Here is a 25,348-nt window from a genome sequence, read left to right as displayed (position 1 = left end):
CCGGTTGCCCCCGTTGCGCTTTGGGCCAGCAAGTCTCAAACGAAAAACGCCGGGCAAGGCCCGGCGTTTCGATCGGTTCGATCAGATGATTATTCAGCAGCAACCTGCGACTGAGCCGAAGCCGAGTTGAAATGGCCGCACCAATCGTTGGTCGACACGACCGGCCACAGACCATGCTCTTCCGGGCCGGGCTGCGAAATCGGGGGATTGAAACGGCAAAGCCCATCGTTTTTCGGAGCCTGCGCGCCGCTGACGGCATGATCGTCGAAGAAAGCGCACTTGTTGCACGAAGCGTTGGTGATCATGGGGATTGTCCTTCACTCAAGGCCGGCATCGCTTGCCAGTTCCTACCTTACAATCTTTCTAAGCTAACAAAGATCCGAGCGCAACAGTTTTTAATTCCTCTAATGTAAATCTGGGGATGCTGTTTGACAGGATGGCGTGTCTCGATCAGTGAACCCGAGGCGGGTGTGGATCCGAGGGCAGCATGCGACGCAAGATCATCATCGATACGGATCCGGGTCAGGACGACGGCGTCGCGATTCTGCTGGCGCTCGGCTCGCCGGCAGAGATCGAGGTGCTGGGGCTCGTCGCGGTGGCCGGCAACGTCCCTTTGGCCCGAACCGAATCGAATGCGCGTAAGCTGCTCGAAGTCGCGGGCCGAACCGACATCCCCGTCTTTGCCGGCTGTCCGCGCCCGATGCTGCGCCCGCTGGTGACGGCGGAACACATTCACGGCGAGACCGGGTTGGATGGGCCCTCGTTTGACGATCCGACCATGCCGCTGCAGCAGCAGCATGGTGTCGACTTCATCATCGACACGTTGCGGGCTGCGGCCGACGCCGAGATCACGCTCTGCTGTCTCGGCCCGATGACCGACCTTGCTTTGGCGCTGGTGAAGGCGCCCGACATCACGCGGGGCATCCGCGAGATCGTCCTGATGGGCGGCGCGCATTTTGAGGGCGGCAACATCACGCCCTCGGCTGAATTCAATGTTTATGTCGACCCCGAGGCGGCCGATATCGTGCTGCGCTGCGGATGCTCGATCACCATGTTGCCGCTCGATGTCACGCATACAGTGCTGAGCACGGAAGAGCGGCTGGGCCGCCTTGCGGCTATCGGCAATCGGTGCGGCATCGCGGCCGCCGAAATGCTGCGGTTCTCGGAACGCTTCGACCTTGCACGCTACGGATGGTCGGCGGCGCCGCTGCATGATCCGAACGTTATCGCCTATCTGATCGACCCCAGCCTCTACACAGGACGAACCATCAACGTGACCGTCGAACTCGCAAGCGAACTCTCCCGGGGCATGACGATCGTGGACTATTGGTCCGTGACCGATCGGGCCGCCAACGTCCAGTATATGCGCTCCGCCAACGTCGACGGCTTCTACGATCTTCTGGTCGAGCGGTTGGCGGTGTTGCCGTGAGCGTCGCTTTGGACAATCTCGCCGGGCTCGTCGCGGTCGGGGCGGAGGTGCGCGAGGCCCTGGCGGCCGGTCGCGCCGTGGTGGCGCTCGAATCCACCATCATCACGCATGGGATGCCGTATCCGGAGAACCTCGAAACCGCTCAGGCGGTCGAAGCGGTCGTGCGTCAGGGCGGGGCTGTTCCAGCCACGATCGCGATCATGGATGGCGTGTTCCGGGTCGGCATCGAGGCCGTCGATCTCGATCGCCTCGCCAACCGATCCTCGGGCGTCGTCAAGGCGTCGCGGCGGGACATTGCCTCGGTTCTGGCCCGTGGCGGCACGGCCGGAACGACGGTTGCCACCACCATGATCGGCGCGCATCTCGCCGGGATCAGGATCTTCGCGACGGGCGGTGTCGGGGGCGTTCACCGCGGCGCCGAACAAACCTTCGATATCTCAGCCGACTTGTCCGAACTCGCCAAGACCCCGGTCGCGGTGGTCTGCGCCGGAGCCAAGTCGATCCTCGACATTCCGAAGACGCTGGAAGTTCTAGAGACCCATGGCGTGCCGGTGATCGGCTACCAGACGAATGACTTTCCGGCGTTTTACGCGCGGGTCAGCGGGTACCCGGTCGATCATCGCGTCGAGAGTGCGGCCGATATCGCGCGCATCATCGCGATCGGTGAGCGCCTCGGGATGCGGAACGGTCTCCTGGTCGCCAATCCAATCCCGGAGACGGATGCGCTCGACGCGACCCTGATCGAGGAACGGATCGCTCAAGCGATCCGCGACGCTGATGCGGCGGGCGTATCGCGGAAAGATCTCACGCCTTTCCTGCTGCAGCGCATGTATGAATTGACCGAGGGGCGCAGCCTGACCGCCAATATCGCGCTTGTTCGCAACAATGCCGCGCTTGGAGCCGCCATCGCGGTGGCGCTGGCCGAGCTCGAGGCGACAACATCGCACCGCGCGACGGCTTGATCCGATGACGCGGGTGCTGGTGATGGGCGATGTCATGCGCGACATCATCGTCCGTCCCGCCGGCCCTATCCTGCGCGGCACCGATCAGAGGGCCATCATCCAGACGGTGTCGGGCGGTTCGGGCGCCAATCAGGCGGCATGGCTCGCCAGGTTTGGCGCGGCGGTTCGTTTTATCGGCTGCGTGGCGGCGGAGGATTTCGAGCCCGAAGTCAAACGGATGCGTCTGCATGGCATAGAGCCCGCGCTCGTGCCGCATCCCGCGTTTCCGACCGGGACGCTCGTGGCGCTTGTCGATGCTGACGGCGAGCGCTCCTTCCTCACCGACCGTGGGGCCAATGATGGTTTGTCGCTGCACCACTTGCCGGACGATGTGTTGGACGGCATCGGTCACTTTCATCTCTCGGGCTACAGCTTCGTCGGCGAGGCCACGCGCGAGACAGCTTTGTGGTTGCTCAACCGGGTGCGAGAGTCGGCCATTCCGTTCTCGTTCGATCCGGGGTCGGTCAGCCTGATCCGGGAAATTGGGGCCGCCCAGGTTCTGGCCTGGACCGAGGGTGCCGCCATCTGTGTCGCCAATGCCGATGAGGCTGGCGCGTTGACCGGGTTCGACGATCCAGACAGCCAACTCGACGGACTGATCGGCCATGCCGATCTCGCGCTCATCAAACGCGGGGCGCGCGGGTGCCAGGCGAAGTCGCGCGACGGCTCGCACTGGAAAGTCGATGCTCCATCGGTGGACGTGCTGGATACGACCGGCGCCGGCGATGTCTTCTTTGCCGCGTTTCTTGCGGCGCGCCTCGCGTCTCAGTCCATCACGCTCGCGCTCGATCGAGCCGTGGCGGCTGGCGCACAGGCCGTGACGATCATCGGGGGGTGGCCTACGGTGTAAACGCCGGAGCTTGTTGACGAACAACGGACATACAGCCGCGTTAGGATCGTTGATCGAAAGGACATATTCATGCCGAGCTTGATTGAAGATTACGCGTTGATTGGAAATTGCGCGAGCGCCGCGCTTGTCGGTCGAGATGGGTCGATCGATTGGATGTCGCTGCCACGCTTCGATTCCGACGCGTTCTTCGCCTCGTTGCTCGGCAATCCAGAGAACGGACGGTGGCTGATTGGTCCGACGGATCAGACGTCTAAGGCCACCCGTCAGTACCGACAAGGGACGCTGGTGCTCGAAACCCGTTTCGAGACCGCGACCGGCGTCGTGGTCCTGACCGATTGTATGGGACGGCGTCGCGACCATGCCGATGTCGTGCGCCTCGTGCGCTGTGAGTCGGGTTCGGTCGAGATGCGGATCGACCTCGTTATTCGGTTCGGTTACGGCCTTGTCGTGCCGTGGGCGCGTCGTCTCGGCGATGACCGCCTCACCATGGTGGCGGGGCCGGACCGGTTGACCTTTACGTCCCCGATCCCGTTCACGGGAAAGGATATGCACACGGTTGCGGCGTTCACGTTGAAGGCCGGCGAGGAACTTCCGTTCTCGCTCGAATGGGCGCCGTCCTATTTGCCAATTCCAGCCAGCGTCGATGTCAAGTCGGTGATCGAGGAGGCCTCCACGGCCTGGGCGGAGTGGTCGGGCAAGCATTCGTTTGCGGTCGATGCCGAATGGGCCGACCTCGTCCTGCGGTCTGCCATCACGCTCAAGGCCCTTACACACTTCGAGACGGGTGGCATCGTAGCGGCTCCGACGACCTCCTTGCCCGAGCAATTGGGTGGTGGCCGCAATTGGGATTATCGCTACTGCTGGCTGCGGGACGCGACGCTGACGCTTTACGCCTTGATGTCCAGCGGCTTCGTCGACGAAGCGGTCGCGTGGCGTGACTGGCTCGTCCGCGCTATCGCGGGAACGCCGGATCAGATGCAGATCATGTATGGCATCGCTGGCGAGCGTCGCCTCAGCGAATTCGAATTGCCATGGCTCGAGGGGTATGAGGGGTCAAAGCCGGTGCGGGTCGGCAATGCGGCGTCGGATCAATTGCAACTCGACGTGTTCGGCGAGGTGCTCGACGCCATGTATCAGGCGCGCCGCATGGGCATGGACTATGACGAGTTTGGTTGGTCGATCGAGCGGGCGCTCGTCGATCATCTCGATACGATCTGGCAGCAGCCGGATGACGGGATCTGGGAGATTCGCGGCGAACGGCAGCAGTTCACCCACTCCAAGGTGATGGCATGGGTCGCGTTCGATCGCGCCATTCGATCGGTTGAAGAGTTCGAACTCGACCATGCCGATGTCGATCGCTGGCGTCGGACGCGCGATGCTATTCGAGAACAGGTGCTCGACAAAGGCTACAATGCCGAACTCGGGCATTTCACGCAGGCTTATGGAAGCAAGCATCTCGATGCCAGCCTCTTGCTGCTGACCCTGGTCGGGTTTCTTCCCGCCTCCGACGAGCGCATGATCCGAACCGTGGAAGCCATCGAAAAGACCCTGCTTCGAGACGGGTTCGTCTTGCGTTACGACACCGACAGCAACGTCGATGGCTTGACCGGCCACGAGGGTGCATTTTTGCCCTGCAGTTTCTGGCTCGTCGATAATTATACGCTAATGGGCCGCTCCGACGAGGCGCATGCCTTGTTCAAACGCCTGGTCGGCCTCTGTAACGACGTCGGTTTGCTGTCGGAAGAATATGATGTCGAGGCCAAGCGGCAGGTCGGCAATTTTCCGCAGGCCTTCACCCATGTGGGTCTGATCAACTCGGCCCATAACCTGTGGCGCGATGTCGGCCCGGCGCAGCATCGTGCCGAGTCGATGGAGATGACGGCTGCGGCCGAGTAGTCTATTCGGGCATGAGGGCCGTCTCTCGACGGCCCTCACGCGATCCATGTTCAGGCGATGGTATCGACCGTTCCGCCGTCGACTCGGAGCGCCGCACCCGTCGTGGCCGAGGCCTGCAACGAGCACACATAGACGACGAGGCTCGCGACCTCTTCGGGCGTGGCGAGGCGCTGAATGATCGAACTCGGCCGCTTCTCCTTGACGAAGTTCAGGCCGACCTCATCGACGGTCTTGCCTTCTTGCAAGGCTTGGGCTTCGAGCATGGCTTCCACGCCTTCGGTCAAAGTCGGGCCTGGCAGGACCGCATTGACCGTGACACCGGTGCCCTTCGCAAGTTTGGCGAGGCCGCGCGAGACAGACAACATCGCGGTTTTGGTCACGCCGTAATTCAACATGTCGGGCGGAATGTTCAGGCCCGATTCGGAGGAAATGAACACGACACGTCCCCAATCGCGCTCCATCATCGCCTTGAGGTAGGCGCGGCTTAGGCGGACGCCCGACATGACGTTGACGTCGTAGAAGCGTAGCCAATCGTCGTCCGAGGTAGCGAAGAAATCCTTGGCCTCGAAAATCCCGACATTGTTGACCAGGATATCGACGTCGGGCAGCGCCGCGACCGTCGCCTGACAGCCCTCGGCGGTGCCAAGATCGGCCGCGATGCCGCGCAGATTCGCCTCCGGCAGCGTGCGTTTAATCTTTTCAATTGCGGCATCGACCTTCTCGGGTGTCCGACCGTTCAGGACGACCGTCGCGCCTGAGGCTGCGAGCCCTCCGGCGATCGCAAAACCGATACCCTCGGTCGACCCCGTCACGAGCGCGACTTTTCCGGTGAGATCGATATTCATGATGTCCTCCAGCTAGAACGAAAAACGGCGCCGGAGGTGCATGATTGCAGCCGGCGCCGTCGGTCGAATTTTCAGATCGCTGACGCGTGTCAGTTCAACGGGTGGAGCGGGGGACGCCTTAACGACAATCCGCCCTCTCGGTCACTGGCGGCCGTGGATCAACCAAGCCAACAGATAACCAGCAGCACCAGCCAACATGATTTCTGTGACCGGGACATTGCCGAACTGTTCCCGGACCGCCTGGCTGCCCTGACGGTAATAACGCTGGCCGTTATCGATGGCGTCGTCGAGATATTTCGGAGCGTCGTTCGCGACCTGACGGGCCGTATCCTTCACGCTGCCGAACGCATTTTGCGCCTGACCCGCGACCTGGTCCATCAGACCATCGGTCTTGGTCTTGTTGTCGCCGAGCAAATCGCCCGCAGCCGACTCGACCTTGCCGCCGATGTTGCGCGCTGCGCCTTCGATACGATCGTTGTCCATAACTACACCTCCGTGAAACGAATGGTCGCGACGATCGAAAAGCGGCGCCGTCAACCGTTCGGGCTGAAGCTGACGCCGTTGAAGACCGAGGGTCGACCCTCTGACGCGCTGAACATTCAGAACGTCTCCGTGGAGGAACGCTGCGGGAAATGACAGGTTCCCGTAGTTTGGTCGAAAAGCTTCGACTAAGCTGTTCTCACATTCAGGGCGGCTGGTTGAGCCACCATGCGACGCACGGGCCGGCGCTCGACAATGACAGCGCGGGTCTGGCCACCGGCTCCGGTCGCTGCGATGCGTGACGAGTTCAAGCGCAACGGCGCCTTCTTGGTAAGAGCCGCCTTGACGGCCTCACGCGGGAGGTCGATGAGCGACGACGCGATCTCGATCTGGCCTTCCAGGTCGTCGGTCATGCCTTGCGCCGCGAAGATCGCATCCTCGAGCGTCGCAGGTTCGTGACGAACTTTCCGCTTGCCGTATTTGGTGTTCCAGATCTCGCTCATCGGTCGTGCTCCCTGACGCTCTCCCGTCGTTATCATCTCAATAATGTTGCGGTGCAGCAAGTTCCAAATGCACAAATCAGATTGTGGCAGCCATGATGCTTTTGCATGAGGCATTCCGCCGGAGTGTTGCGGAGTCCAGGTCGATCATGCAGCTGGAAGCAGTCTCAACAGCGCGTCTTCGGTGGGCAAGGCTGCGGTCGTGATGGTGTCGACCCCCGTTTCGCTCAAGACGGCTGCAACATCCCGCGATATGCAAAGATGAGGGAGCTGCCGAAATGCGTCACCCACCCCGGCCCGGGTCGCATAATCGAGCGCCAGGACTGCGCTGCGACGCGAGAAGTGCATCACTCCGTTGATGCCCCCCGAACCGAGATCGGCCACCAAGTGCGCGTTCCAGCCCCCGGTTTCTCGGGCATCATACACCTCGACCACGCCGACGGTGTAGCGCTCCGGCTTCAAGGTCGCTTCGAGCATCGGCTTTCGGACATGCCCTGCGAGGTAGACGAGGCGGCGCGGGGCGGGCAGGGTGAGTTGGAGAAGCGAAACTAGCGCCTGCGCGTCGCCGCCGCCGATCCTGACATCGTGGAATCCGGCCCGGGTGGCCGCGGTGCCCGTTGCCTGTCCGACCGCATAGACCGGATGACCCGCCCAGCGCGCGACCACATCGGATGGGAGAACCTGGGCCGCATGGGCGCTCGTGAGTACCAGCGCATCCACGATGCCGAACGAAGTCTCGTCGAACGCAAGAGGCATGATCTCGATGACCGGAGCGATCCTGCTCGTATGTCCAGCATCTGCGAGAAGGCGGGCCGTCGCCTCGCTGTCCCGGTGTGGTCGACACAGCAACACGCGCATCGCTCAACCCGCCGGTTTGAACGGGGCCAGAATATGTGGCGGACATCGCGCCAGCAGGGATCGCGCTGCGTCCTCCCCCAACTCGGCGGCATAGTCGGGACCGGCCGACGCGATCGACTCGATCGCTTCCGACCCGTCGCTTGACAGGACGATCCCGCGAAACGACAGGGTCGCGTCGGTCAGAGATGCGAAACCCGCAATCGGTGTCCGGCACGATCCATCGAGCACCGTGAGGAATGCGCGCTCGCAGGCGAGCGCGACCGTCGTGGCATGATCGATCACACCGGAGACTTGGCTTCTGACGAGGTCGTCGTGGCTGCGAACCGTCACCGCGATGGCGCCCTGGCCGACCGCGGGGAGAAAATCGTCGGTGTCGAGGATCGCTGTTGCATGCTCGGCCAATCCAAGACGGTTCAAGCCTGCGAGCGCCAGCAGGGTCGCGTCGAATTCGCCGCTTTCGACCTTCCGCAAGCGCGAGCCGACATTGCCACGCAGCAGCTTGACCTCGACGTCGGGCCGCAGCCGCATCACTTGCGCTTGGCGTCGCAGCGAGGCCGTCCCCACCGTGGCGCCGCGCGGCAGGCCCGCAATAGTTTTAGCCCGAGGCGCGATCAACACGTCGCGGACATCCTCCCGAGGCAGATAGCCGGCGATCGCGATCGCGGCCGGCAGGGTCGTCGGCAAGTCCTTGGCCGAGTGGACAGCGAGGTCGATCGAACCGTCGATGAGCGCTCGATCGAGTTCCTTGGTGAACAGGCCTTTGCCGCCCGCCTCGGACAAGGCGCGATCCTGAATGAGGTCGCCGGTGGTGCGGATCACGACAATCTCGATCGCGTCGTCGGCCCAACCGTTGGCGCTCGCCAATCGCCTGCGCGCTTCGTGCGCTTGAGCCAAGGCCAGGGGGCTTCCTCGTGTGCCGAGCTTCAACGATCAAGTCTTCCTGGCAATGAAGCGCAGCGTCGGCTTCGACCGATATCGAACCCGCTGATGCGTTCGAGAATGCAGCGATGACGTGTGGATCGACATCGCTCCACCCGGTCCGTCATGGCCCCCGATGTTGTTCCGGAACGGCGCCGACTATAAGCTGTGCAGGCTTGATGCGAAAGGGAAGCATGCGCGTCCTCGGAATAGAAACGACTTGCGACGAAACCGCTGCGGCGATCGTCGAGCTGAACGCAGACGGGGGCGGGACCATCCTGTCGAACGAGGTGCTCAGCCAAATCGCGCAGCATGCGGCTTTTGGTGGCGTGGTACCCGAGATTGCGGCGCGCGCCCATGTCGAGGCGATCGATGGGTTGATCGACGTCGCGTTGGCCAAGGCCGGGCTCGAATTGGCCGATCTCGATGGAATTGCGGCGGCGGCCGGGCCTGGTCTCATCGGTGGGGTTCTGGTTGGGTTGACGACCGCCAAGGCCCTGGCGCTGGTGACGCGGAAGCCCCTGATGGCCGTCAATCATCTCGAGGCCCATGCGTTGACGGCGCGCCTGACCGACAACGTGCCATTTCCCTATCTGCTGCTGCTGATGTCGGGCGGTCATACGCAGTTGCTGGCCGTGCGGGGTGTCGGCGACTATGTCCGTCTCGGCACCACGGTCGACGATGCCATCGGCGAAGCGTTTGACAAGACTGCCAAGATGCTCGGCCTCGGTTATCCGGGCGGCCCAAGCGTGGAGCGCGAAGCCTGGCGCGGCGATGCCACCCGCTTCGCCTTGCCGCGCCCGATGACGGGGCGCCCCACTCCGGATTTCTCACTCTCCGGTCTAAAGACCGCCGTGCGGCTCGAAGCCGAGCGAATCAAACCGTTGACACCGACCGATGTCGCGGATCTCTGCGCCTCGTTCCAGGCCGCGGTGGTGGATGTCATCATCGACCGGACCCGCGCAGGCTTGCGGACCTTTCGACAGGTCGCCGACCGCCCGACCGCCCTCGTGGCCGCGGGCGGTGTTGCCTCCAACGGTGCGATCCGGCGCGCGCTGACGCGGTTCGCCGGCGAAACGGGCGTCAAGCTGGTGATCCCGGCCCCCGAACTTTGCACCGATAATGGTGCCATGGTGGCCTGGGCCGGAATCGAACGGTTGGGCCTCGGGCTGACCGACGATCTTCTCGTCGCAGCACGGCCCCGGTGGCCGCTCGATACCCAGGCCGAGCCCAGCCTCAACGGGAAGGCGTGATGGCACCCGGCCGCGTCGCCGTTCTCGGGGCCGGCGCGTGGGGTACGGCTCTGGCGATCGTCGCGGCCCAAGGCGACCGACCCGTTTGGCTTTGGGGTCGCGATGGCGACCAGATGGTTGACCTGGCGGCGCGTCGCGAAAATCGCCGCCATCTGCCTGGCCGGCTTCTCCCGTCGAGCTTGGTCGCAACAGACGATCTCGCGGTTGCGGTCCGGTCCGCCGATCTCGTGCTCGCTGCGGTGCCGGCCCAATCTTTGCGGGGCCTGCTTGAGGCCCTCCCACACCTGTTGGAACGCGGCGTTCCCGTCGTGGTCTGCGCCAAGGGCATCGAGCGCGCGAGCGGCCGCTTCATGAGTGAGGTCGTCCGCGACTGCTTGCCCGCTAACCCTCCTGCGATCCTCTCGGGGCCGAGCTTTGCGGCCGACGTGGCCTTGGGCTTGCCGACCGCCGTCACGATCGCGGCCGAGAGCTTGGCCGAAGCGGCTCGCCTTGGCCAACAGATCGGTTCGCCTTCGTTTCGTCTCTACCACACGGACGATATCCGGGGCGTCGAGATTGGCGGAGCCGTCAAAAACGTGCTTGCGATCGCCTGTGGCATCGCCGAAGCGCGGGGCCTCGGCGCGAGCGCGGGGGCGGCGCTGATCGCGCGCGCCTTTGCGGAAATGTCGCGGTTCGGTCAGCGGGCCGGGGGGCGAGCCGAGACCTTGGCGGGCCTGTCTGGTCTCGGTGATCTGGTCCTCACCTGTGGCTCGATGCAGTCACGGAACTTCGCCTTCGGACATGCGATCGCGTTTGGCCCGCTTCCGGATTTCGGGAGGGGCTCGGTCATCGAGGGCGTTTGGACAGCGCAGGCCCTGGCCGAACTCGCGCGGGAGCGTCGCATCGACATGCCGATCTCCTCGAGCGTCGCGGCCATTCTGGCCGGAACATTACGGGTCGACGACGCGATCGATGGGTTGCTCAGCCGCCCGTTTCGGGCTGAACACCGTCTCGGCGCATGATTGTCGCGTCGCGCTTTCCATCCAATGACGCGCGAGCGATGCGAACAGGAGAGTAGCGTGGCCCATTGGCTGGTGAAGAGCGAACCCGCGAAATGGTCTTTCGACGATCAGATCGCGGCTGGCGATAAGGGGACGTTCTGGAACGGGGTTCGCAACCACGTTGCCAAGCAGAATCTGATGGCCATGCAGGTGGGCGAGCGGGTGTTCTTCTATCACTCGAACGAGGGGAAGGAGATCGTCGGCATCGTCGAGGTCATTAAACCCTATTATCCGGACCATACGGACGCGACCAACAAGTTCGGCATGGTCGATCTTAAGGCAGTTAAAGCGTTTTCGACTCCCGTGACACTTGAAGCCGTGAAGACCGACCCGGCTCTGGCCGACATGATGCTGGTCAAGAATTCGCGCTTGTCCGTGCAGCCGGTCACGGAGGCGGAGTGGCGGCATGTGTGCCGCCTCGGCGGCGTCCGCAACGCATGAGCCGCCTCAGCCGATGAGATCGATCAAGGGCGGAATCAGCGGTTCGTCAGCGGGTGGCATGGGGTAGGCGCGGAGGTCGCGCGGCCGCACCCACTTCAGGAATTGCCCCTCGCGCGCTGCCGCAAACCCCTCCCATCGCCGGCAGACGTAAAGCGGCATCAGCAGGTGGAAGTCCGGATAGGCGTAGCTCGCGAAAGTCAGCGGCGCGAGGCAGGGCTCCGCAACCGTGAGGCCGAGTTCTTCGGCCAGCTCTCGAATCAGCGCAGCCTCGGGGCGTTCGCCCGGCTCGACTTTGCCGCCTGGAAACTCCCATAGACCCGCGAGCGCTTTGCCAGCGGGGCGTTGGGCGATCAACACCCGATCGTCGGGATCCACTAGGGCAGCGGCAACGACGAGAACGAGTTTCATGATGGCCCCGGATGCTTGGTGAATGGCGGGACCGGCCTGTTGCCAGCTCCGCGATGAAACCTTCCGGCCCGAACTGCGCTATGCTAGCGTCGCGCGCGACGGGAGAGACCTGGGTCATGCCAGCTTCGGGTTCGTGGGTACAATAAAGGCGGTCGATGACATGAGCGAGAAGCGTTCGAGCTTCGATTATAAAGACTTGATCGCTTGTGCGGAAGGCAAGCTGTTCGGTGCGGGAAATGCCCAGCTTCCTCTTCCTCCGATGTTGATGTTCGATCGCATCGAGGAAATCTCGGAAGAGGGCGGGCAGCACGGCAAGGGGCTAATTCGCGCGGCCTTCGACATCCGGCCGGATCTTTGGTTCTTCCAGTGCCACTTCAAGAACGATCCCGTCATGCCGGGCTGTCTCGGTCTCGACGCGCTCTGGCAACTCTGCGGTTTCTATCTCGGCTGGCTCGACCTGCCGGGACGCGGGCGTGCGCTCGGTGTTGGCGAAGTCAAGTTCAGCAATCAGGTCCTGCCCACCGTGAAACGTGTCATCTACGGGATCGATATCAAGCGGGTCTTCAAGGGCAAGCTCGTGCTTGGGATCGCCGACGGATGGCTTGAAGCGGATGGCCAGCGCATCTATGAGGCGAAAGACCTCCGGGTTGGGCTGTTTCGGGCTGAGCCAAGCGCCGCCTGACGGTCGGCGACGCCGGTTAAGATGGAAAGTTGAGTATGCGTCGAGTCGTGATCACGGGAATGGGGATCGTTTCATCGATCGGGAACAACGTTTCCGAGGTGCACGCATCCCTGCTGGCCGCGAAATCCGGGATTGTTCGGGCTGAAACCTATGCCGAACTTGGTTTTCGATGTCAGGTGCACGGCGCCCCGACGCTCGATCCGGCAACCGTCGTCGATCGACGCGCCATGCGATTTCATGCGCTCGGTAGCGCCTGGGCTCATGTGTCGATGGATCAGGCCATCGCCGATGCCGGTTTGACGCCGGAGGATGTGTCGAATGAGCGGACGGGGCTCATCACCGGCTCAGGCGGGCCGTCGACCAAGACGATCGTCGAGGCCGCTGACATCACGCGGACGAAAGGGCCTCGCAAGGTTGGGCCATTCGCGGTGCCGAAGGCGATGTCGTCCACATCTTCGGCGACGTTGTCGACCTGGTTCAAGATCAAGGGCGTCAACTATTCGATCGCGTCGGCCTGTGCGACCTCCAACCATTGCATCGGCAATGCTTACGAGATGATCCGCTACGGCAAGCAGGATCTGATGTTTGCCGGCGGCTGCGAAGAACTCGACTGGAGCCTGTCGGTGCTGTTTGACGGGATGGGCGCTATGTCGTCTGCCTTCAACGACAGGCCAGCCGTTGCATCCCGTGCCTATGACCGCGATCGTGATGGTTTCGTCATCGCGGGCGGTGCCGGTATCGTGGTGCTCGAGGATCGCGAGCGGGCCATTGCGCGCGGCGCCAAGATCTACGCCGAAATCATCGGCTATGGCCTTTCGTCCGATGGCTACGACATGGTGGCACCCTCAGGCGAGGGCGCGATTCGCTGCATGCGAATGGCGCTGGCCGATGTGAAGGCGCCCATCGATTACATCAACCCTCATGCGACATCGACCCCGAAGGGCGACGAGAAGGAAATCGAAGCCATTCGCGCGGTCTTCGGATCAGGGGAAGCCTGTCCGCCGATCGCCGCCACCAAGTCGCTGACCGGGCACTCGCTCGGTGCGACGGGCGTGCAGGAGGCCATTTATTCAATGCTGATGATGAAGCACGATTTCATCTGCCAGAGCGCCAATATCGAGGAACTCGATCCAGCCTTCGCCGACATGAACATTGTTCGGCAGCGTCGCGATGGGGTCAAACTCGGAACCGTTTTGTCGAATGCTTTTGGGTTTGGCGGCACGAACGCGACTTTGGTTTTCCAGCACCCAGATCTTTGAGGAGAGCCGTCATGGTCACATCGCTGCAGCGGCACTCGTCAGGTTTGATGCAGGGCAAGCGCGGTCTCGTTATGGGAGTCGCGAACGATCATTCAATTGCCTGGGGCGTCGCCAAGGCGCTCGCGGCTCAGGGTGCTGAACTCGCCTTCACCTATCAGGGCGAGGCGCTTGGCCGTCGGGTCAAGCCGCTCGCCGCGACGATCGGTGCCGATCTCGTGGTTCCGTGCGACGTCGAGGATATCGGCTCAGTCGATGCTGCCTTGAAGCAGGTTGGCGATGCCTTTGGGTCGATCGACTTCCTGGTTCATGCGATCGCCTATTCGGATCGCTCGGAGCTCAAGGGCCGCTATGCGGACACGACGCGCGAGAATTTTGTGCGAACCATGGTAATTTCGGCCTTCTCGTTCACCGAGATCGCCAAACGCGCCGCAACGCTCATGACCGATGGTGGCTCGATGGTGACGTTGACGTTCGGTGGGGCAACGCGTGTAGCTCCGAACTACAATGTCATGGGTGTCGCCAAGGCTGCCCTCGAAGCCAGCGTCCGTTATCTGGCGGCGGATTTCGGCCAACAGGGCATTCGGGTGAACGCGATTTCGGCCGGACCCATTCGAACGCTGGCCGGCGCCGGCATCGCCGATGCGCGTTTCATGTACAACTACCAGAAAAGCCATGCGCCGCTGCGCCGCGCCGTGACGATCGAGGATGTGGGCGGTTCCGCGTTGTATCTCTTGTCGGACCTTGCAAACGGGGTCACCGGCGAGGTTCATTTCGTCGACGCCGGTTTCAACATCGTGTCGATCCCGCGTCCGGAGAACATGCGCGAGGTTGAGGCCATGCGTGAGGACGCCATCCCCTGAGTCAATCCAGAGGCAAATCGTGGTGGCACCAGCTTAAGCACAATGCTCGCGCTTCAAGCGATATGACGATCTTTTAATGTAACCATGACGCTGCCTTTCCGGTTCGGCTTAAGCACGCCATGACCTGAAAGGTTGTTCTATGAGATCAACACGCACTGCCGCGATCTTCCTCGCCGGCATCCTTGGTAGCACCGCTGTCGCAACGGCCTGGGCCCAAACGCCGCCCGCCGCGCCGATGGTTCCTCCCGCCGCTTCGCCCGCGACACCCGCGGCAGCCCCTCTGCCGAAGCCGATGCCCGCTCCGGATGCGGAGACCGATGCGATGGATCCGGCTTCGATGTCGGCGGCGTCCGCAAAGGCCGAGCAAGCCGATCGCGCTCGCGCGGCCGAAGCTGATCGCGCTGCCTTTTTTGATGCCCGCGTCGCCGCTCTCCACGCCGGACTGACCTTGACGCCGGATCAGGAGAAATTGTGGCCTGCTCTTGAGCAAGCCATCCGTGGTGTCGCCGCGATGCGCGAGACCTTGCGGGATCATAGGACCGATCAGCGTCAGGACGAGACCGATCGCCAGGGGTTGGACGCCGCTGGTGCGATCGAAGGCCTGAAGATCACCAGTGACGATCTGTTGATTCGTGGCAAGGCACTCGGGGCTCTCGCCGATGCCGCCTCACCGCTCTATGCCACGCTGTCGGTCGATCAGAAGCGCCGCTTGCCGATGTTGTTGCACGACATTGCCATGGAACGGAGCCCAGTGGGCATGATGGTCAGAGGCATGATCGGTGAGGATGCCGGTCAGAATGATGAACCCATGCGCGGCGACCGCATGATGCATGGCGACATGGACCACAAGCGCGGTGGGCCGGATGCGGAGCGTGAGGGTGGCTCGCGCGACACTCGCGCCGCCGACGACCATTGGCGTGCTGACGACCACATAGGTGACGAACGCGATAATCGCGGCATGGATCGCAAGTGGGACGATCGTGGCCCCGCGCGTGACGACGAGCGCGCCGGTGGCTGGGATCGTGAAGACCGCAACGGCCCTCGTGACATGCGCCGCCACCATGGCTATGGCGAGCAGGACGACGCAGGCCGAGGCGAGGGCCGTGACGATCGTCGCATGGATCGGGCTGACAAACGCCATTCTTACTCGGGCGAAGAAGACGGTCGGCCGAGCTATGACATGCCCATGTCGCGTGATCAGCGCGAAAACGACCGCAACGACTGATCTGACCATCGTGATCTGACGAAAAAGGGCAGACCGCGAGGTCTGCCCTTTTGCTTGACGGAGAGGGATCGCTTAGTCGGCGGCGCCCTGTTCGGCCTTTTCCTTGCCTTCGAGGTCTTCGCCGGTCACCTGATCGACGATCCGCATGGACAGGCGAACCTTGCCGCGATCATCGAAGCCGAGCAGCTTGACCTTGACCTTATCGCCTTCCTTGACGACATCGGAGGCCTTGGCAACGCGGCCCTTGGCGAGCTGCGAAATGTGGACGAGACCGTCCTTCGAGCCGAAGAAGTTCACGAACGCGCCGAAGTCCACCACCTTGACGACGGTGCCTTCGTAGATGAGGCCGATCTCCGGATCGTTGGCGATCGACTTGATCCAGGCAATGGCGGCTTTGATCGAATTGGCATCGGAGGAAGCGACCTTCACGGTGCCGTCGTCCTCGATGTTGATCTTCGCGCCGGTCTTTTCCACGATCTCGCGGATCACCTTGCCGCCCGTACCGATGACTTCACGGATCTTGTCGGTCGGGATCTTGAGGGTTTCGATGCGGGGTGCGAATTCACCGAGTTCGGCGCGCGCGCCGGTCAGAGCCTTCGACATTTCATCGAGAATGTGGAGCCGACCGTCCTTGGCCTGATCCAACGCCACCCGCATGATCTCTTCGTTGATACCGGTGATCTTGATGTCCATCTGCAGCGAGGTGATGCCCTCAGAGGTTCCGGCCACCTTGAAGTCCATGTCGCCGAGGTGATCCTCGTCGCCGAGAATGTCGGACAGGACCGCGAAACGCTCACCCTCGAGGATGAGGCCCATCGCGATACCGGCGGTCGGGCGCTTCAGCGGAACGCCCGCGTCCATCAAGGCCAGCGAGGATCCGCAGACCGTCGCCATCGACGACGAACCGTTGGACTCCGTGATCTCCGACACGATGCGGATCGTGTAGGGGAATTCGGCAGCGGTCGGCAGCATCGGACGGATCGCGCGCCAAGCGAGCTTGCCGTGGCCGATTTCGCGACGACCGGGCGAACCCATCCGGCCCGTCTCGCCGACCGAGTAGGGAGGGAAGTTGTAGTGGAGCAGGAAGCGCTCCTTGTACGTGCCTTCCAGACTGTCGATGAACTGCTCGTCTTCACCGGTTCCGAGCGTCGCGACCACGAGGGCCTGCGTCTCGCCACGCGTGAACAGCGCCGAGCCGTGGGCGCGCGGCAGGATGCCGGCCTGCGAGACGATCGGACGGACCGTCTTCAGATCGCGACCGTCGATACGAACGCCCTTATCGAGGATGTTCCAACGCACCACCTTGGCCTGAACGTCGTGGAACGCGACCGCGACGGCTTCCTTGGTGAATTTGGCTTCGCCGGCCGCGGGCACCAATTCGGCCATGACCTTGGCCTTCGCGGCGTCGATGGCCTTGTAGCGTTCGGCCTTGGCCGTAATGCCGTAAGCGGCGCGGAGATCGTTCTCGGCGATCGTCAGCACAGCCTTTTCGACATCGGACTTGTCGACCGACACGAGATCGCGCGGCTCCTTGGCGGCTTTCTCGGCCAGGCGGATGATCATATCGAGCACCGGCTGGAAGCCCTTATGGCCCACCATGACGGCGCGAAGCATCAGCTCCTCGGAGAGTTCCTTGGCTTCCGACTCGACCATCAGCACGGCGTCATGCGTGCCGGCGACCACGAGGTCGAGGCTCGAGGTCTTCATCTCGTCGATGGTCGGGTTGAGCTTCAGCTCGTTGTTGATGTAGCCGACGCGTGCGCCACCGATCGGGCCCATGAAGGGGATGCCCGACAGCGTCAGGGCAGCCGACGTCGCCACCATGGCGAGGATGTCGGGATCATTTTCGAGATCATGCGCCAGCACCGTCACGACCACCTGGGTGTCGTTGCGATATCCGTCCGGGAACAGGGGGCGGATCGGGCGATCGATCAGGCGGGAGACCAAGGTCTCCTTCTCGGAGGGGCGTCCCTCGCGCTTGAAGTAACCGCCGGGAATGCGGCCGGCCGCAAAGGCCTTTTCCTGATAGTTTACCGTCAGGGGGAAGAAGTCCTGGCCGGGCTTCGGCGATTTGGCCGAAACGACGGTCGCCAGCAGAGTGGTTTCGCCGTAAGTGGCGAGAACGGCACCGTCGGCCTGGCGGGCAATCTTGCCGGTTTCGAGGACGAGCTTGCGCCCGGCCCATTCAATCTCTTCGCGGGAAATGTCGAACATTGTCTTCCGTCTTTCGTGGCGGACACGGGGTGGAACCGGCCACGGGCAGAACGGCGAGGCGCTGATACCGAATGCGATCGGCCGCCAGCGCCCGGCGATCCTGCCATGGCCAACATGTGTCCTGGGTCGAAAAGATGAGCGACCCATGCCGCTCGTCTTCTATTTTGAGACGCCCATCGGGCGGTTGCGCGTCAGCAGGATCACGGCGCCGACGAGCGGAGCCGCTTTCCAAAAGAGTCTTAGCGACGGATGCCGAGACGTTCGATGATCGAACGGTAACGAGCTTCGTCGTTCTTCCTCACGTAATCGAGCAGCGACCGGCGCGTCGACACCATCTTCAGCAGACCACGACGGGAATGATTATCCTTGGTGTGGGCCTTGAAGTGTTCGGTCAGGTTGGTGATGCGCTGCGTCAGGATCGCGATCTGGACCTCGGGCGAACCCGTGTCGTTGGTCTTGATTGCATATTCCTTGACGAGTTCGGTCTTGCGTTCAGCCGTAATCGACATCGAGAGTCCTTTCAGGAGTGGGAGGCGAAACCGCAGCAGGATCTGCTCGGTCTCTCGGATTTGCGGCAAAACGGTCAGGCCGGGATGTCGTCCAGCCAGCCGCAAACAGCAAAATGCACGACCCTTAGGGCTCATGCACCCTGCGGCTTATACACGAACGAGCCGCAGGCGCTACCCTGTTTGCTGAGGGGGCGTGGCCTTGGCGCCACAGACTGGGCAGCGCTCGTGGCCTCAGGGCTCGGGCGGCGTTGCCACCGCAACCGGATAGAGGTCGACATAGTCGCGAAGGTCCGGCATGGCGCGCTGCGTGGCATCGCGGCCGATGTCGATCAACTCGCGGGCGCGATGAAAATCGAACAGCCCGATCTTACCGACCTTGACGTTGATGATGACGTCCGGCGGGTCTCCGGCAAGGCGGGATCGCGCGATCCGGTCCTGCGTGATGTTGAAGGCGTCGACGAGAACGCTGGCCATCCCAGGTGCAGAGGGTCCCACCGTGGCGCGCGGCCTGTTTGTCCCGGTCGCGCCTGCTGTGCTCCACCAGCCGTGTCTCCAACTGGTGCCGGACGGGACGTCGGACGCGAGGGCCGGAGTATCCGGGCTCGGTGCGAGAGCCGTCGGTGCGGGCGCCTGCAGGGCGGGGCGGCGCACCAACGTTTCGGCCACGAGGTTCACGGCGATCACAATATCGGCTCCGAGTGCGCGGCAGACACTGACCGGAATCGGATTCACGAGCGCGCCGTCGATGAGCCAGCGGCCATCGAGATGAACGGGCTCGAACAAGCCGGGCAGGGCGTAGGACGCGCAGATCGCATCGACGAGACGGCCTTGGGTCAGCCAGATCTCATGCCCGGTATGAACCTCGGTTGCGACAGAGGCAAAATGGATCGGCAGATCCTTAACCTGCACGTCACCAAGGTCGCGCTCGAGCTTGGCCCGAAGTCGTGCGCCGCCGAGCAGCCCCATGCCCGAAAGCGTGAAATCCATCAGCCCGAAGACGCGGCGCTTGTTGAGCGACAACGCGAAGCTCTCGAGTTCATCCAGATGCCCCGCGCAATAGCATCCTCCGACGACCGCCCCCACCGAGGTGCCGGCCACGATATCGGGCGCAAAGCCGTTCGCGAGCAATTCGCGCAGAATGCCGAGCTGCGACCATCCGCGTGCCGCTCCGGCGCCGAGCGCCAATCCGACCTTGGGTCGGGCCGCTTCTGTGCCGGACGCCTGATCCTCCTGCGCCCGGACGGTCACGCTCCAGCCGAAGGGAAACACCATCGTCCTCGATCCCGTTGCCTCAGACTAGTCTGCATCAGATCGGTGCCGATTTCGTTTCCGAGACCACGATCCTGAAAGAGGGTTAACGGCGCAACGGCAGGGCTTCAAGCCTCGCGATCGACCGGCGCCAGACGCACGTCAGCCGCCGATGGGCCGAAGGATACGTCGCGATAGAAGCAGGAATGCCGTCCTGTATGGCAGCAATGCCCGTCGCCGCCGACCTCGACGATCAGGAGTAAGGCGTCCTGATCGCAATCGGTCCGCATCGTCACCAGCGTCTGGGTCTGGCCAGAGGTGTCACCCTTGCGCCAGAGTTCGTTCCGCGAGCGCGACCAGTAATGAACAATCCCGGTCTCCAGGGTTCTGCTCAGCGCTTCAGCGTTCATATGTGCGACCATTAGGACGGTTCCGGTGCCGTGTTCGGTCGTGACGCAAGTGATCAGCCCAGCAGCATCAAAACGAGGCGTGAAGCCGGTACCTTCTTCGAGCGATGCCTTATCGCCCGGAGCATCGAACATCACGGTCATCGCAGGTCCCGGTGCTCGCTGCGGAGCATCGTCATAAAACGGATCTGCTCGGTGGGATCGGTCGCGAACACGCCGGTGAATTTGCTGGTCAGCGTGGTGCTGCCGTGCAGGTTAATGCCGCGCATCGACATGCAAAGATGTTGTGCCTCGATCATGATGGCGAGGCCGCGCGGCTTCAGCGCCGCCTCGATCGCGTCCGCGATCTGGGCCGTGAGGGCCTCCTGGGTTTGCAGGCGCCGCGCGAAAATCTCGACCACGCGGGCGAGCTTCGACAGGCCGACTGCGCCCTTGTTCGGGTAATAAGCGATATGCGCCTTGCCGAGAAACGGGATGATGTGGTGCTCGCAGTGTGACGCGAACGAAATGTCGCGCATCAGAACGAGATCGTCATAACCCGCGATCTCTTCGAACACGCGCGCGAGTTCGTCGGCGGGATTGTCGCGATAGCCGCTGAACAATTCCTCATAGGCGCGGACCACACGGCGCGGCGTATCGACCAGACCCTCGCGCGTCGGGTCGTCGCCAGACCAGCGCAGCAAGGTCTCGACCGCCGCTTCGGCTTCGGCGCGCGTGGGGCGAGCCACACCATGGGCCAGGCTTGTCGCCTCGGCTCGCTTGATCTCCGGAATGTCGGACCTGATCGTCGTAACGGAACTCATGAACAGCCCTTTTGCCCGGTCGATCCCGGGTCATATCCGCTCGGATTTCATCAGTCCGGTGACCCGGCCCGAGCGGTTCAGTCGTTTCGTCGCGCTCGACCCTTGGGAGCGGGCAGGGCACTGCCTTATATAAGCGAGCGGGCGCGCGAAACAGGCCCGCAACGGTATGGGAATAGGCATGCTGAACGAGATCTACAACCGCCGCATCCTGGAACTCGCGGCCGACATCCCCCGGTTGGGCCGTCTGCCGTCGCCGGATGCCTCCGCAACCGTCCATTCCAAGCTCTGCGGCTCCACCGTGACGGTCGATGTCGCCATGCACGATGGGGTGGTGTCCGACTTCGCTCACGACGTCAAAGCCTGCGCGCTTGGCCAAGCCTCGTCGTCGATAATGGCGCGCCATGTCATCGGGTCCACGGGTGACGATCTCCGTAGCTTGCGGGACGCGGTTCGCCGCATGCTGAAGGAGAATGGCGCCCCGCCATCGGGCGCGTGGGCCGATATCGCCGTGCTCGAACCCGTGCGCGACTATAAAGCGCGGCATGCCTCGACCCTGCTGACCTTTGAGGCTGTCGTTCAGGCGGTCGAAAAGATCGAAGCCGGGGTCGTCGTCTCGGCATGAACGCCGCGAGCCGCCTGTTGCGCGGCACGGCGCATGGCGCGATCCGCGCTTATCAACTGACCCTGTCGGGCCTATCCGGGCGGCAATGCCGATATCTCCCCACCTGCTCGGATTTTACCGATGAGGCGATCCAGCGCCATGGCCTCTGGGCCGGTGGGTGGATGGGCCTTTCGCGCATCTGCCGTTGCCATCCGTGGGGCGACGCGGGTTTCGACCCCGTGCCGGCCACACTCCCCACGGCAGCGTGGTTCACACCATGGCGCTTTGGCGCATGGCGCAAGAGCCCCGGCCGCGAGAGACCACACAGCGTCGATCAGGATCGGGCCAAAAGCTCCGCCGCCAAACCATAAACCCGCAGACGCGGATCGAGCGGTAGATCATGCAGGACCGACAGATAGGTTCTGGCATTCCAACAAAGGCGATCGTCGGGAAGGGGCGGGTCCAGGCTTTTCCCATCGAGCAGCGCTGAAATCTCGTCCGCCGAAAGACCCTTCGCGGTCAAGCCATCCTCAACCAGTTTGAAGTCGTCCGGCGAGGGCGTCCCGTGGTCGATCTGCTGCTTGCGGCCGTCGAGGATCGCGCCGAGCGTCGCCTCCGCCGCCTGGGCCACCAAGGCACGATGACCGGACGCAAAATCAGCATAGGCAGGGCTGGTTCCGCCATAGAGATAATCGGCACAGAGATGCGGATCGGTTTGGGACAATTCGGCCAACGTCGCCGATTGCTTGTCGAAAATCGCGCCGAGGGCGTCCGGCCCGGCCTTCGCGGCGAGAACGCCGGACGACTGCCGAAGATCGCGAACCGCATTGGCAAAGACGTCGTCCGGCGATGGCCTGTCGGTGTCGGCTTTCAGCTTCGCGGCTGCGCCATCGACCGCGCGTTGCGCGACGGCCGGGAACGCATTCTTGATACGATCGAAGGTCGGCGCGAGATCAGCCGCATCCTGCATGGCTTTTTCGACTCGCGCACGCTGCGCGTCGGATACGGCAGCTATCGCGGGTTCTGGTGCCGTGGCCGGTGCCGCCGTGGTTTCGGCGGATTGGGCAGGCGAGGATGTTGGCGGTGAAACGTCGGGCGTCGCAGCCGATTGCTGGGTTGGTGCCGGCTGAGCCGGCACGGGCGGGATGGGAGCGGGCGGTGTCGGCGCGACCGTGGACTCCAGTGACGTTGCCGGCATCGATGCCACCTCCGGTGACGTCGGTCGCGGGACATGGGCCAAGCGCCATCCGATCGCCGCGAGGATGAATGTCGCAAGGACGACCAGCACGATCCGCAAGAAATTCATCGAGATCCGATCCACACCAAACCGGCCGGCATCCTAATGCCACCCGGCGCGACGGCAAGGCTTCAAGAGATCAGCGCGGTGGACGAGCGCTTTGTCAGCCTTCGGCAACCTGCTATAGGGCGCTCCCGGCCCTCCATGAAGGGTGGCCGAACGATCCGCTTACGCCGACCTGTATCGGCGAGTGAGCACAAGGAGACACTATGATTGCCGTGACTTTCCCCGACGGGGCGCAACGCTCGTTTCCGGCCGGAACCACAGGTGTCGAGATCGCCAAAGGCATCTCGCCCTCCCTCGCCAAACGCACCGCCGCCATGGCGCTCGACGGCGCCGTCGTCGATCTTGCCGATCCGATCGAGCAGGATGCTCGCATCGAGTTTCTGACACGCGATGACCCGCGTGCGCTCGAACTGATCCGGCACGATACCGCCCATGTCCTGGCCGAGGCCGTGCAGGCTTTGTTTCCTGGCACGCAGGTTACGATCGGCCCCGTGATCGACGACGGATTCTACTACGATTTCTTCAAGGCCGAGCCGTTCACGCCGGAGGATTTTCCGGCCATCGAAGCCAAGATGCGAGAGATCATCGCGCGCGATGCACCCTTCACCAAGACCGTGAAGAGCCGCGACGAGGCGCGCGCCTTTTTCGAAAAGCGGGGCGAGGCTTTCAAGGTCGAGCTCGTTGATGCCATTCCGGCCGGGCAGGATCTGAAATTCTATAATCAAGGCGAATGGCTCGACCTCTGCCGCGGTCCGCATATGACCTCGACCGGCAAGATCGGCTCGGCGTTCAAGCTGATGAAGGTGGCTGGCGCCTATTGGCGGGGCGACTCGACCAAGCCGATGCTGTCGCGCATCTATGGCACGGCCTTCGCCAAGCAGGATGAGCTCGACGCCTATTTGAAGCAGCTTGAAGAGGCCGCCAAACGCGATCATCGGCGTCTCGGTCGCGAGATGGACCTGTTTCATTTCCAAGAGGAGTCCCCCGGCGCCATCTTCTGGCATCCGAAGGGCTGGACGCTGTTCCAGACGCTCGTCGCCTATATGCGCCGCCGCCTCGCAGGTGATTACCAGGAGGTGAACGCTCCGCAGGTGATGGACAAGGCGATGTGGGAGACCTCCGGCCACTGGGGCTGGTTTCGCGAAAACATGTTCAAGGTGCAGTCGGCCGGTGATGAGACCAAGGACGAACGGGTCTTCGCTTTGAAGCCGATGAATTGCCCGGGCCACGTTCAGATCTTCAAGCATGGCCTTCGCTCCTACCGCGAACTTCCTCTGCGCTTTGCAGAATTCGGGATCGTGCATCGCTATGAACCATCGGGCGCGCTGCATGGCGTGATGCGTGTGCGGGCCTTTACGCAGGATGACGCGCATGTGTTCTGCACCGAGGAGCAGCTCGCCGCCGAATGTATCAAGATCAACGATCTTATTCTCTCGGTCTACGGCGACTTCGGCTTTGAGAAGATCATGCTGAAGCTGTCGACCCGACCGGAACAGCGCGTCGGTAGCGATGCGATGTGGGACCACGCCGAAGCCGTCATGTCCGACGTGATGTCGCGGATCGAAACCGAACATGGCGACGTCGTGACGACGGGCGTCAATCCGGGCGAGGGCGCATTCTACGGCCCGAAGTTCGAATATGTGTTGCGCGACGCGATCGGGCGCGACTGGCAATGCGGGACGACGCAAGTCGACTTCAACCTGCCGGAGCGGTTCGGTGCCTTTTATGTCGACAAGAACAGCGACAAGACCCCGCCGGTCATGGTGCATCGGGCGATCTGCGGCTCGCTGGAGCGGTTCATCGGCATTTTGATCGAGCATTACGCCGGTCATCTGCCGCTGTGGCTGTCGCCGGTTCAGGGCGTGGTCGCGACGATCACCCAGGACGCGGACGATTTCGCGTTCGAGGTGCTGGCGGAAGCGCGCAAGCGTGGCCTGCGGTTCGAGGGCGACCTCCGTAACGAGAAGATCACCTACAAGGTGCGCGAACACTCGCTCGCCAAGGTGCCTGTGCTTCTCGTCATCGGGCGCAAGGAAGCGGCTGAGCGGACCGTCTCGGTGCGTCGCCTCGGCTCGCCCGATCAATCGGTGATGGGCCTCGACGAGGCGCTCGATCTGCTCGCTGCCGAGGCCACGCCTCCCGATTTGCGGAAGCCCGCTTAACAGGCGGCTCTCCGCAACGTCTCGACGAGTTCCACGCCGGGCGCTACGGTGCTCGCGGGGGGCAAAGCCGGCTCGGTCCGAGCAGCGACTGAGTGCGGAGCAACGATTCGCGATCGGTTCTCTGCTGGAATGCCATGATGGGCTCGCTGACCTCGT

27 protein-coding genes are annotated in these 25,348 nt (G+C 63.1%); 14 read left to right on the top strand and 13 right to left on the bottom strand.

Annotated elements, in window-relative coordinates; genetic code table 11:
* Positions 1-89: 89 nt before the first annotated feature.
* Entirely contained in the window at positions 90-305 is a 216-nt protein-coding gene (locus EY713_RS19215) for a hypothetical protein (RefSeq protein ID WP_170314091.1), read from the bottom strand.
* 182 nt (positions 306-487) lie between these two features.
* Here EY713_RS19215 and EY713_RS19210 point away from each other — a divergent pair, with 182 nt between their 5' ends.
* The 4 genes from EY713_RS19210 (at position 488) to EY713_RS19195 (ending at position 5,176) form a co-directional block, all read left to right on the top strand.
* Positions 488-1,429 carry a nucleoside hydrolase gene (locus EY713_RS19210; RefSeq protein ID WP_131118207.1) on the top strand — a complete coding sequence of 314 codons (942 nt, stop codon included), beginning with the start codon at positions 488-490 and terminating at the stop codon, positions 1,427-1,429.
* Entirely contained in the window at positions 1,426-2,391 is a 966-nt protein-coding gene (locus tag EY713_RS19205; RefSeq protein WP_245572793.1) for a pseudouridine-5'-phosphate glycosidase, read from the top strand. Before EY713_RS19210 ends, EY713_RS19205 begins: the two co-directional genes overlap by 4 nt.
* Before the next feature lie 4 nt (positions 2,392-2,395).
* On the top strand, positions 2,396-3,280 hold the full coding sequence (locus EY713_RS19200) for a carbohydrate kinase family protein (RefSeq protein ID WP_165491196.1): 885 nt from the start codon (positions 2,396-2,398) through the stop codon (positions 3,278-3,280).
* Between the two features lie 69 nt (positions 3,281-3,349).
* Entirely contained in the window at positions 3,350-5,176 is a 1,827-nt protein-coding gene (locus tag EY713_RS19195; RefSeq protein ID WP_131118201.1) for a glycoside hydrolase family 15 protein, read from the top strand.
* Positions 5,177-5,226: 50 nt separating this feature from the next.
* Here EY713_RS19195 and EY713_RS19190 read toward each other — a convergent pair whose 3' ends face one another.
* From EY713_RS19190 to hemC, 5 genes are all read right to left on the bottom strand, one after another.
* The gene (locus EY713_RS19190) at positions 5,227-6,021 is read right to left on the bottom strand and encodes an SDR family NAD(P)-dependent oxidoreductase (RefSeq protein ID WP_131118199.1); all 795 of its coding nucleotides are present in this window, start codon (positions 6,019-6,021) and stop codon (positions 5,227-5,229) included.
* A gap of 141 nt (positions 6,022-6,162) precedes the next feature.
* The gene (locus tag EY713_RS19185; RefSeq protein ID WP_131194783.1) at positions 6,163-6,504 is read right to left on the bottom strand and encodes a CsbD family protein; all 342 of its coding nucleotides are present in this window, start codon (positions 6,502-6,504) and stop codon (positions 6,163-6,165) included.
* A gap of 185 nt (positions 6,505-6,689) precedes the next feature.
* Positions 6,690-7,004 (bottom strand): hypothetical protein, encoded by a 315-nt coding sequence (locus tag EY713_RS19180; protein ID WP_131118193.1) that lies wholly within the window; start codon positions 7,002-7,004, stop codon positions 6,690-6,692.
* Positions 7,005-7,148: 144 nt separating this feature from the next.
* Entirely contained in the window at positions 7,149-7,859 is a 711-nt protein-coding gene (locus tag EY713_RS19175; protein ID WP_131118190.1) for a uroporphyrinogen-III synthase, read from the bottom strand.
* Between the two features lie 3 nt (positions 7,860-7,862).
* A complete protein-coding gene (gene hemC, locus EY713_RS19170; protein ID WP_245572792.1) occupies positions 7,863-8,753 on the bottom strand; it encodes a hydroxymethylbilane synthase in 891 nt (296 codons plus the stop codon).
* A gap of 218 nt (positions 8,754-8,971) precedes the next feature.
* On the opposite strand from hemC, the gene tsaD reads away from it, so the two are divergent.
* The 3 genes from tsaD to EY713_RS19155 are packed head-to-tail and all read left to right on the top strand — an operon-like array spanning position 8,972 to position 11,511.
* Positions 8,972-10,030, top strand: coding sequence for a tRNA (adenosine(37)-N6)-threonylcarbamoyltransferase complex transferase subunit TsaD (tsaD, locus tag EY713_RS19165; RefSeq protein WP_131118185.1), 1,059 nt, complete (start codon positions 8,972-8,974; stop codon positions 10,028-10,030).
* Positions 10,030-11,031: an NAD(P)H-dependent glycerol-3-phosphate dehydrogenase gene (locus EY713_RS19160; protein ID WP_131118182.1), complete on the top strand. Its 1,002-nt coding sequence runs from the start codon at positions 10,030-10,032 to the stop codon at positions 11,029-11,031. Before tsaD ends, EY713_RS19160 begins: the two co-directional genes overlap by 1 nt.
* A gap of 57 nt (positions 11,032-11,088) precedes the next feature.
* Entirely contained in the window at positions 11,089-11,511 is a 423-nt protein-coding gene (locus EY713_RS19155) for an EVE domain-containing protein (protein ID WP_131118179.1), read from the top strand.
* A gap of 6 nt (positions 11,512-11,517) precedes the next feature.
* On the opposite strand, the gene EY713_RS19150 is transcribed toward EY713_RS19155, so the two are convergent.
* Positions 11,518-11,919 (bottom strand): (deoxy)nucleoside triphosphate pyrophosphohydrolase, encoded by a 402-nt coding sequence (locus tag EY713_RS19150; protein ID WP_131118176.1) that lies wholly within the window; start codon positions 11,917-11,919, stop codon positions 11,518-11,520.
* Positions 11,920-12,079: 160 nt separating this feature from the next.
* On the opposite strand from EY713_RS19150, the gene fabA reads away from it, so the two are divergent.
* The 4 genes from fabA (at position 12,080) to EY713_RS19130 (ending at position 15,945) form a co-directional block, all read left to right on the top strand.
* Positions 12,080-12,601, top strand: coding sequence for a bifunctional 3-hydroxydecanoyl-ACP dehydratase/trans-2-decenoyl-ACP isomerase (fabA, locus tag EY713_RS19145; RefSeq protein ID WP_131118173.1), 522 nt, complete (start codon positions 12,080-12,082; stop codon positions 12,599-12,601).
* Between the two features lie 35 nt (positions 12,602-12,636).
* Positions 12,637-13,860 (top strand): beta-ketoacyl-ACP synthase I, encoded by a 1,224-nt coding sequence (gene fabB / locus EY713_RS19140; RefSeq protein ID WP_131119950.1) that lies wholly within the window; start codon positions 12,637-12,639, stop codon positions 13,858-13,860.
* Between the two features lie 11 nt (positions 13,861-13,871).
* The gene (gene fabI, locus EY713_RS19135; protein ID WP_245572791.1) at positions 13,872-14,720 is read left to right on the top strand and encodes an enoyl-ACP reductase FabI; all 849 of its coding nucleotides are present in this window, start codon (positions 13,872-13,874) and stop codon (positions 14,718-14,720) included.
* Positions 14,721-14,859: 139 nt separating this feature from the next.
* Positions 14,860-15,945 carry a Spy/CpxP family protein refolding chaperone gene (locus EY713_RS19130; protein ID WP_131118170.1) on the top strand — a complete coding sequence of 362 codons (1,086 nt, stop codon included), beginning with the start codon at positions 14,860-14,862 and terminating at the stop codon, positions 15,943-15,945.
* Positions 15,946-16,017: 72 nt separating this feature from the next.
* On the opposite strand, the gene pnp is transcribed toward EY713_RS19130, so the two are convergent.
* The 5 genes from pnp to folE all read right to left on the bottom strand — a co-directional run bounded on the left by pnp (position 16,018) and on the right by folE (position 21,126).
* The gene (pnp, locus tag EY713_RS19125; protein WP_131118168.1) at positions 16,018-18,159 is read right to left on the bottom strand and encodes a polyribonucleotide nucleotidyltransferase; all 2,142 of its coding nucleotides are present in this window, start codon (positions 18,157-18,159) and stop codon (positions 16,018-16,020) included.
* 239 nt (positions 18,160-18,398) lie between these two features.
* Complete coding sequence (rpsO, locus tag EY713_RS19120) at positions 18,399-18,668, bottom strand: 30S ribosomal protein S15 (RefSeq protein WP_131118165.1); 270 nt, start codon at positions 18,666-18,668, stop codon at positions 18,399-18,401.
* 231 nt (positions 18,669-18,899) lie between these two features.
* Positions 18,900-19,940 (bottom strand): patatin-like phospholipase family protein, encoded by a 1,041-nt coding sequence (locus EY713_RS19115; protein WP_131118162.1) that lies wholly within the window; start codon positions 19,938-19,940, stop codon positions 18,900-18,902.
* Between the two features lie 104 nt (positions 19,941-20,044).
* Entirely contained in the window at positions 20,045-20,467 is a 423-nt protein-coding gene (gene hisI, locus EY713_RS19110; RefSeq protein WP_131118159.1) for a phosphoribosyl-AMP cyclohydrolase, read from the bottom strand.
* The gene (gene folE / locus EY713_RS19105) at positions 20,464-21,126 is read right to left on the bottom strand and encodes a GTP cyclohydrolase I FolE (protein WP_131118155.1); all 663 of its coding nucleotides are present in this window, start codon (positions 21,124-21,126) and stop codon (positions 20,464-20,466) included. Before folE ends, hisI begins: the two co-directional genes overlap by 4 nt.
* A gap of 178 nt (positions 21,127-21,304) precedes the next feature.
* Here folE and EY713_RS19100 point away from each other — a divergent pair, with 178 nt between their 5' ends.
* Both EY713_RS19100 and yidD read left to right on the top strand, forming a co-directional pair.
* Positions 21,305-21,748, top strand: coding sequence for an iron-sulfur cluster assembly scaffold protein (locus EY713_RS19100; protein WP_131118152.1), 444 nt, complete (start codon positions 21,305-21,307; stop codon positions 21,746-21,748).
* Positions 21,745-22,098, top strand: a complete 354-nt coding sequence (yidD, locus tag EY713_RS19095) for a membrane protein insertion efficiency factor YidD (RefSeq protein ID WP_131118149.1) — start codon at positions 21,745-21,747, stop codon at positions 22,096-22,098. The genes EY713_RS19100 and yidD overlap by 4 nt, the downstream gene beginning before the upstream one ends.
* On the opposite strand, the gene EY713_RS19090 is transcribed toward yidD, so the two are convergent.
* A complete protein-coding gene (locus EY713_RS19090) occupies positions 22,062-23,033 on the bottom strand; it encodes a hypothetical protein (protein ID WP_131118146.1) in 972 nt (323 codons plus the stop codon). The genes yidD and EY713_RS19090 overlap by 37 nt on opposite strands.
* A gap of 200 nt (positions 23,034-23,233) precedes the next feature.
* On the opposite strand from EY713_RS19090, the gene thrS reads away from it, so the two are divergent.
* A complete protein-coding gene (thrS, locus tag EY713_RS19085) occupies positions 23,234-25,192 on the top strand; it encodes a threonine--tRNA ligase (protein WP_131118143.1) in 1,959 nt (652 codons plus the stop codon).
* Positions 25,193-25,348 lie beyond the last annotated feature (156 nt).

It is taken from the genome of Lichenihabitans psoromatis (assembly GCF_004323635.1).
Classification (GTDB): domain Bacteria; phylum Pseudomonadota; class Alphaproteobacteria; order Rhizobiales; family Beijerinckiaceae; genus Lichenihabitans; species Lichenihabitans psoromatis.
Note: the sequence above shows the minus strand (reverse complement) of the source record. Positions and strands in the feature narration are given on the sequence as shown.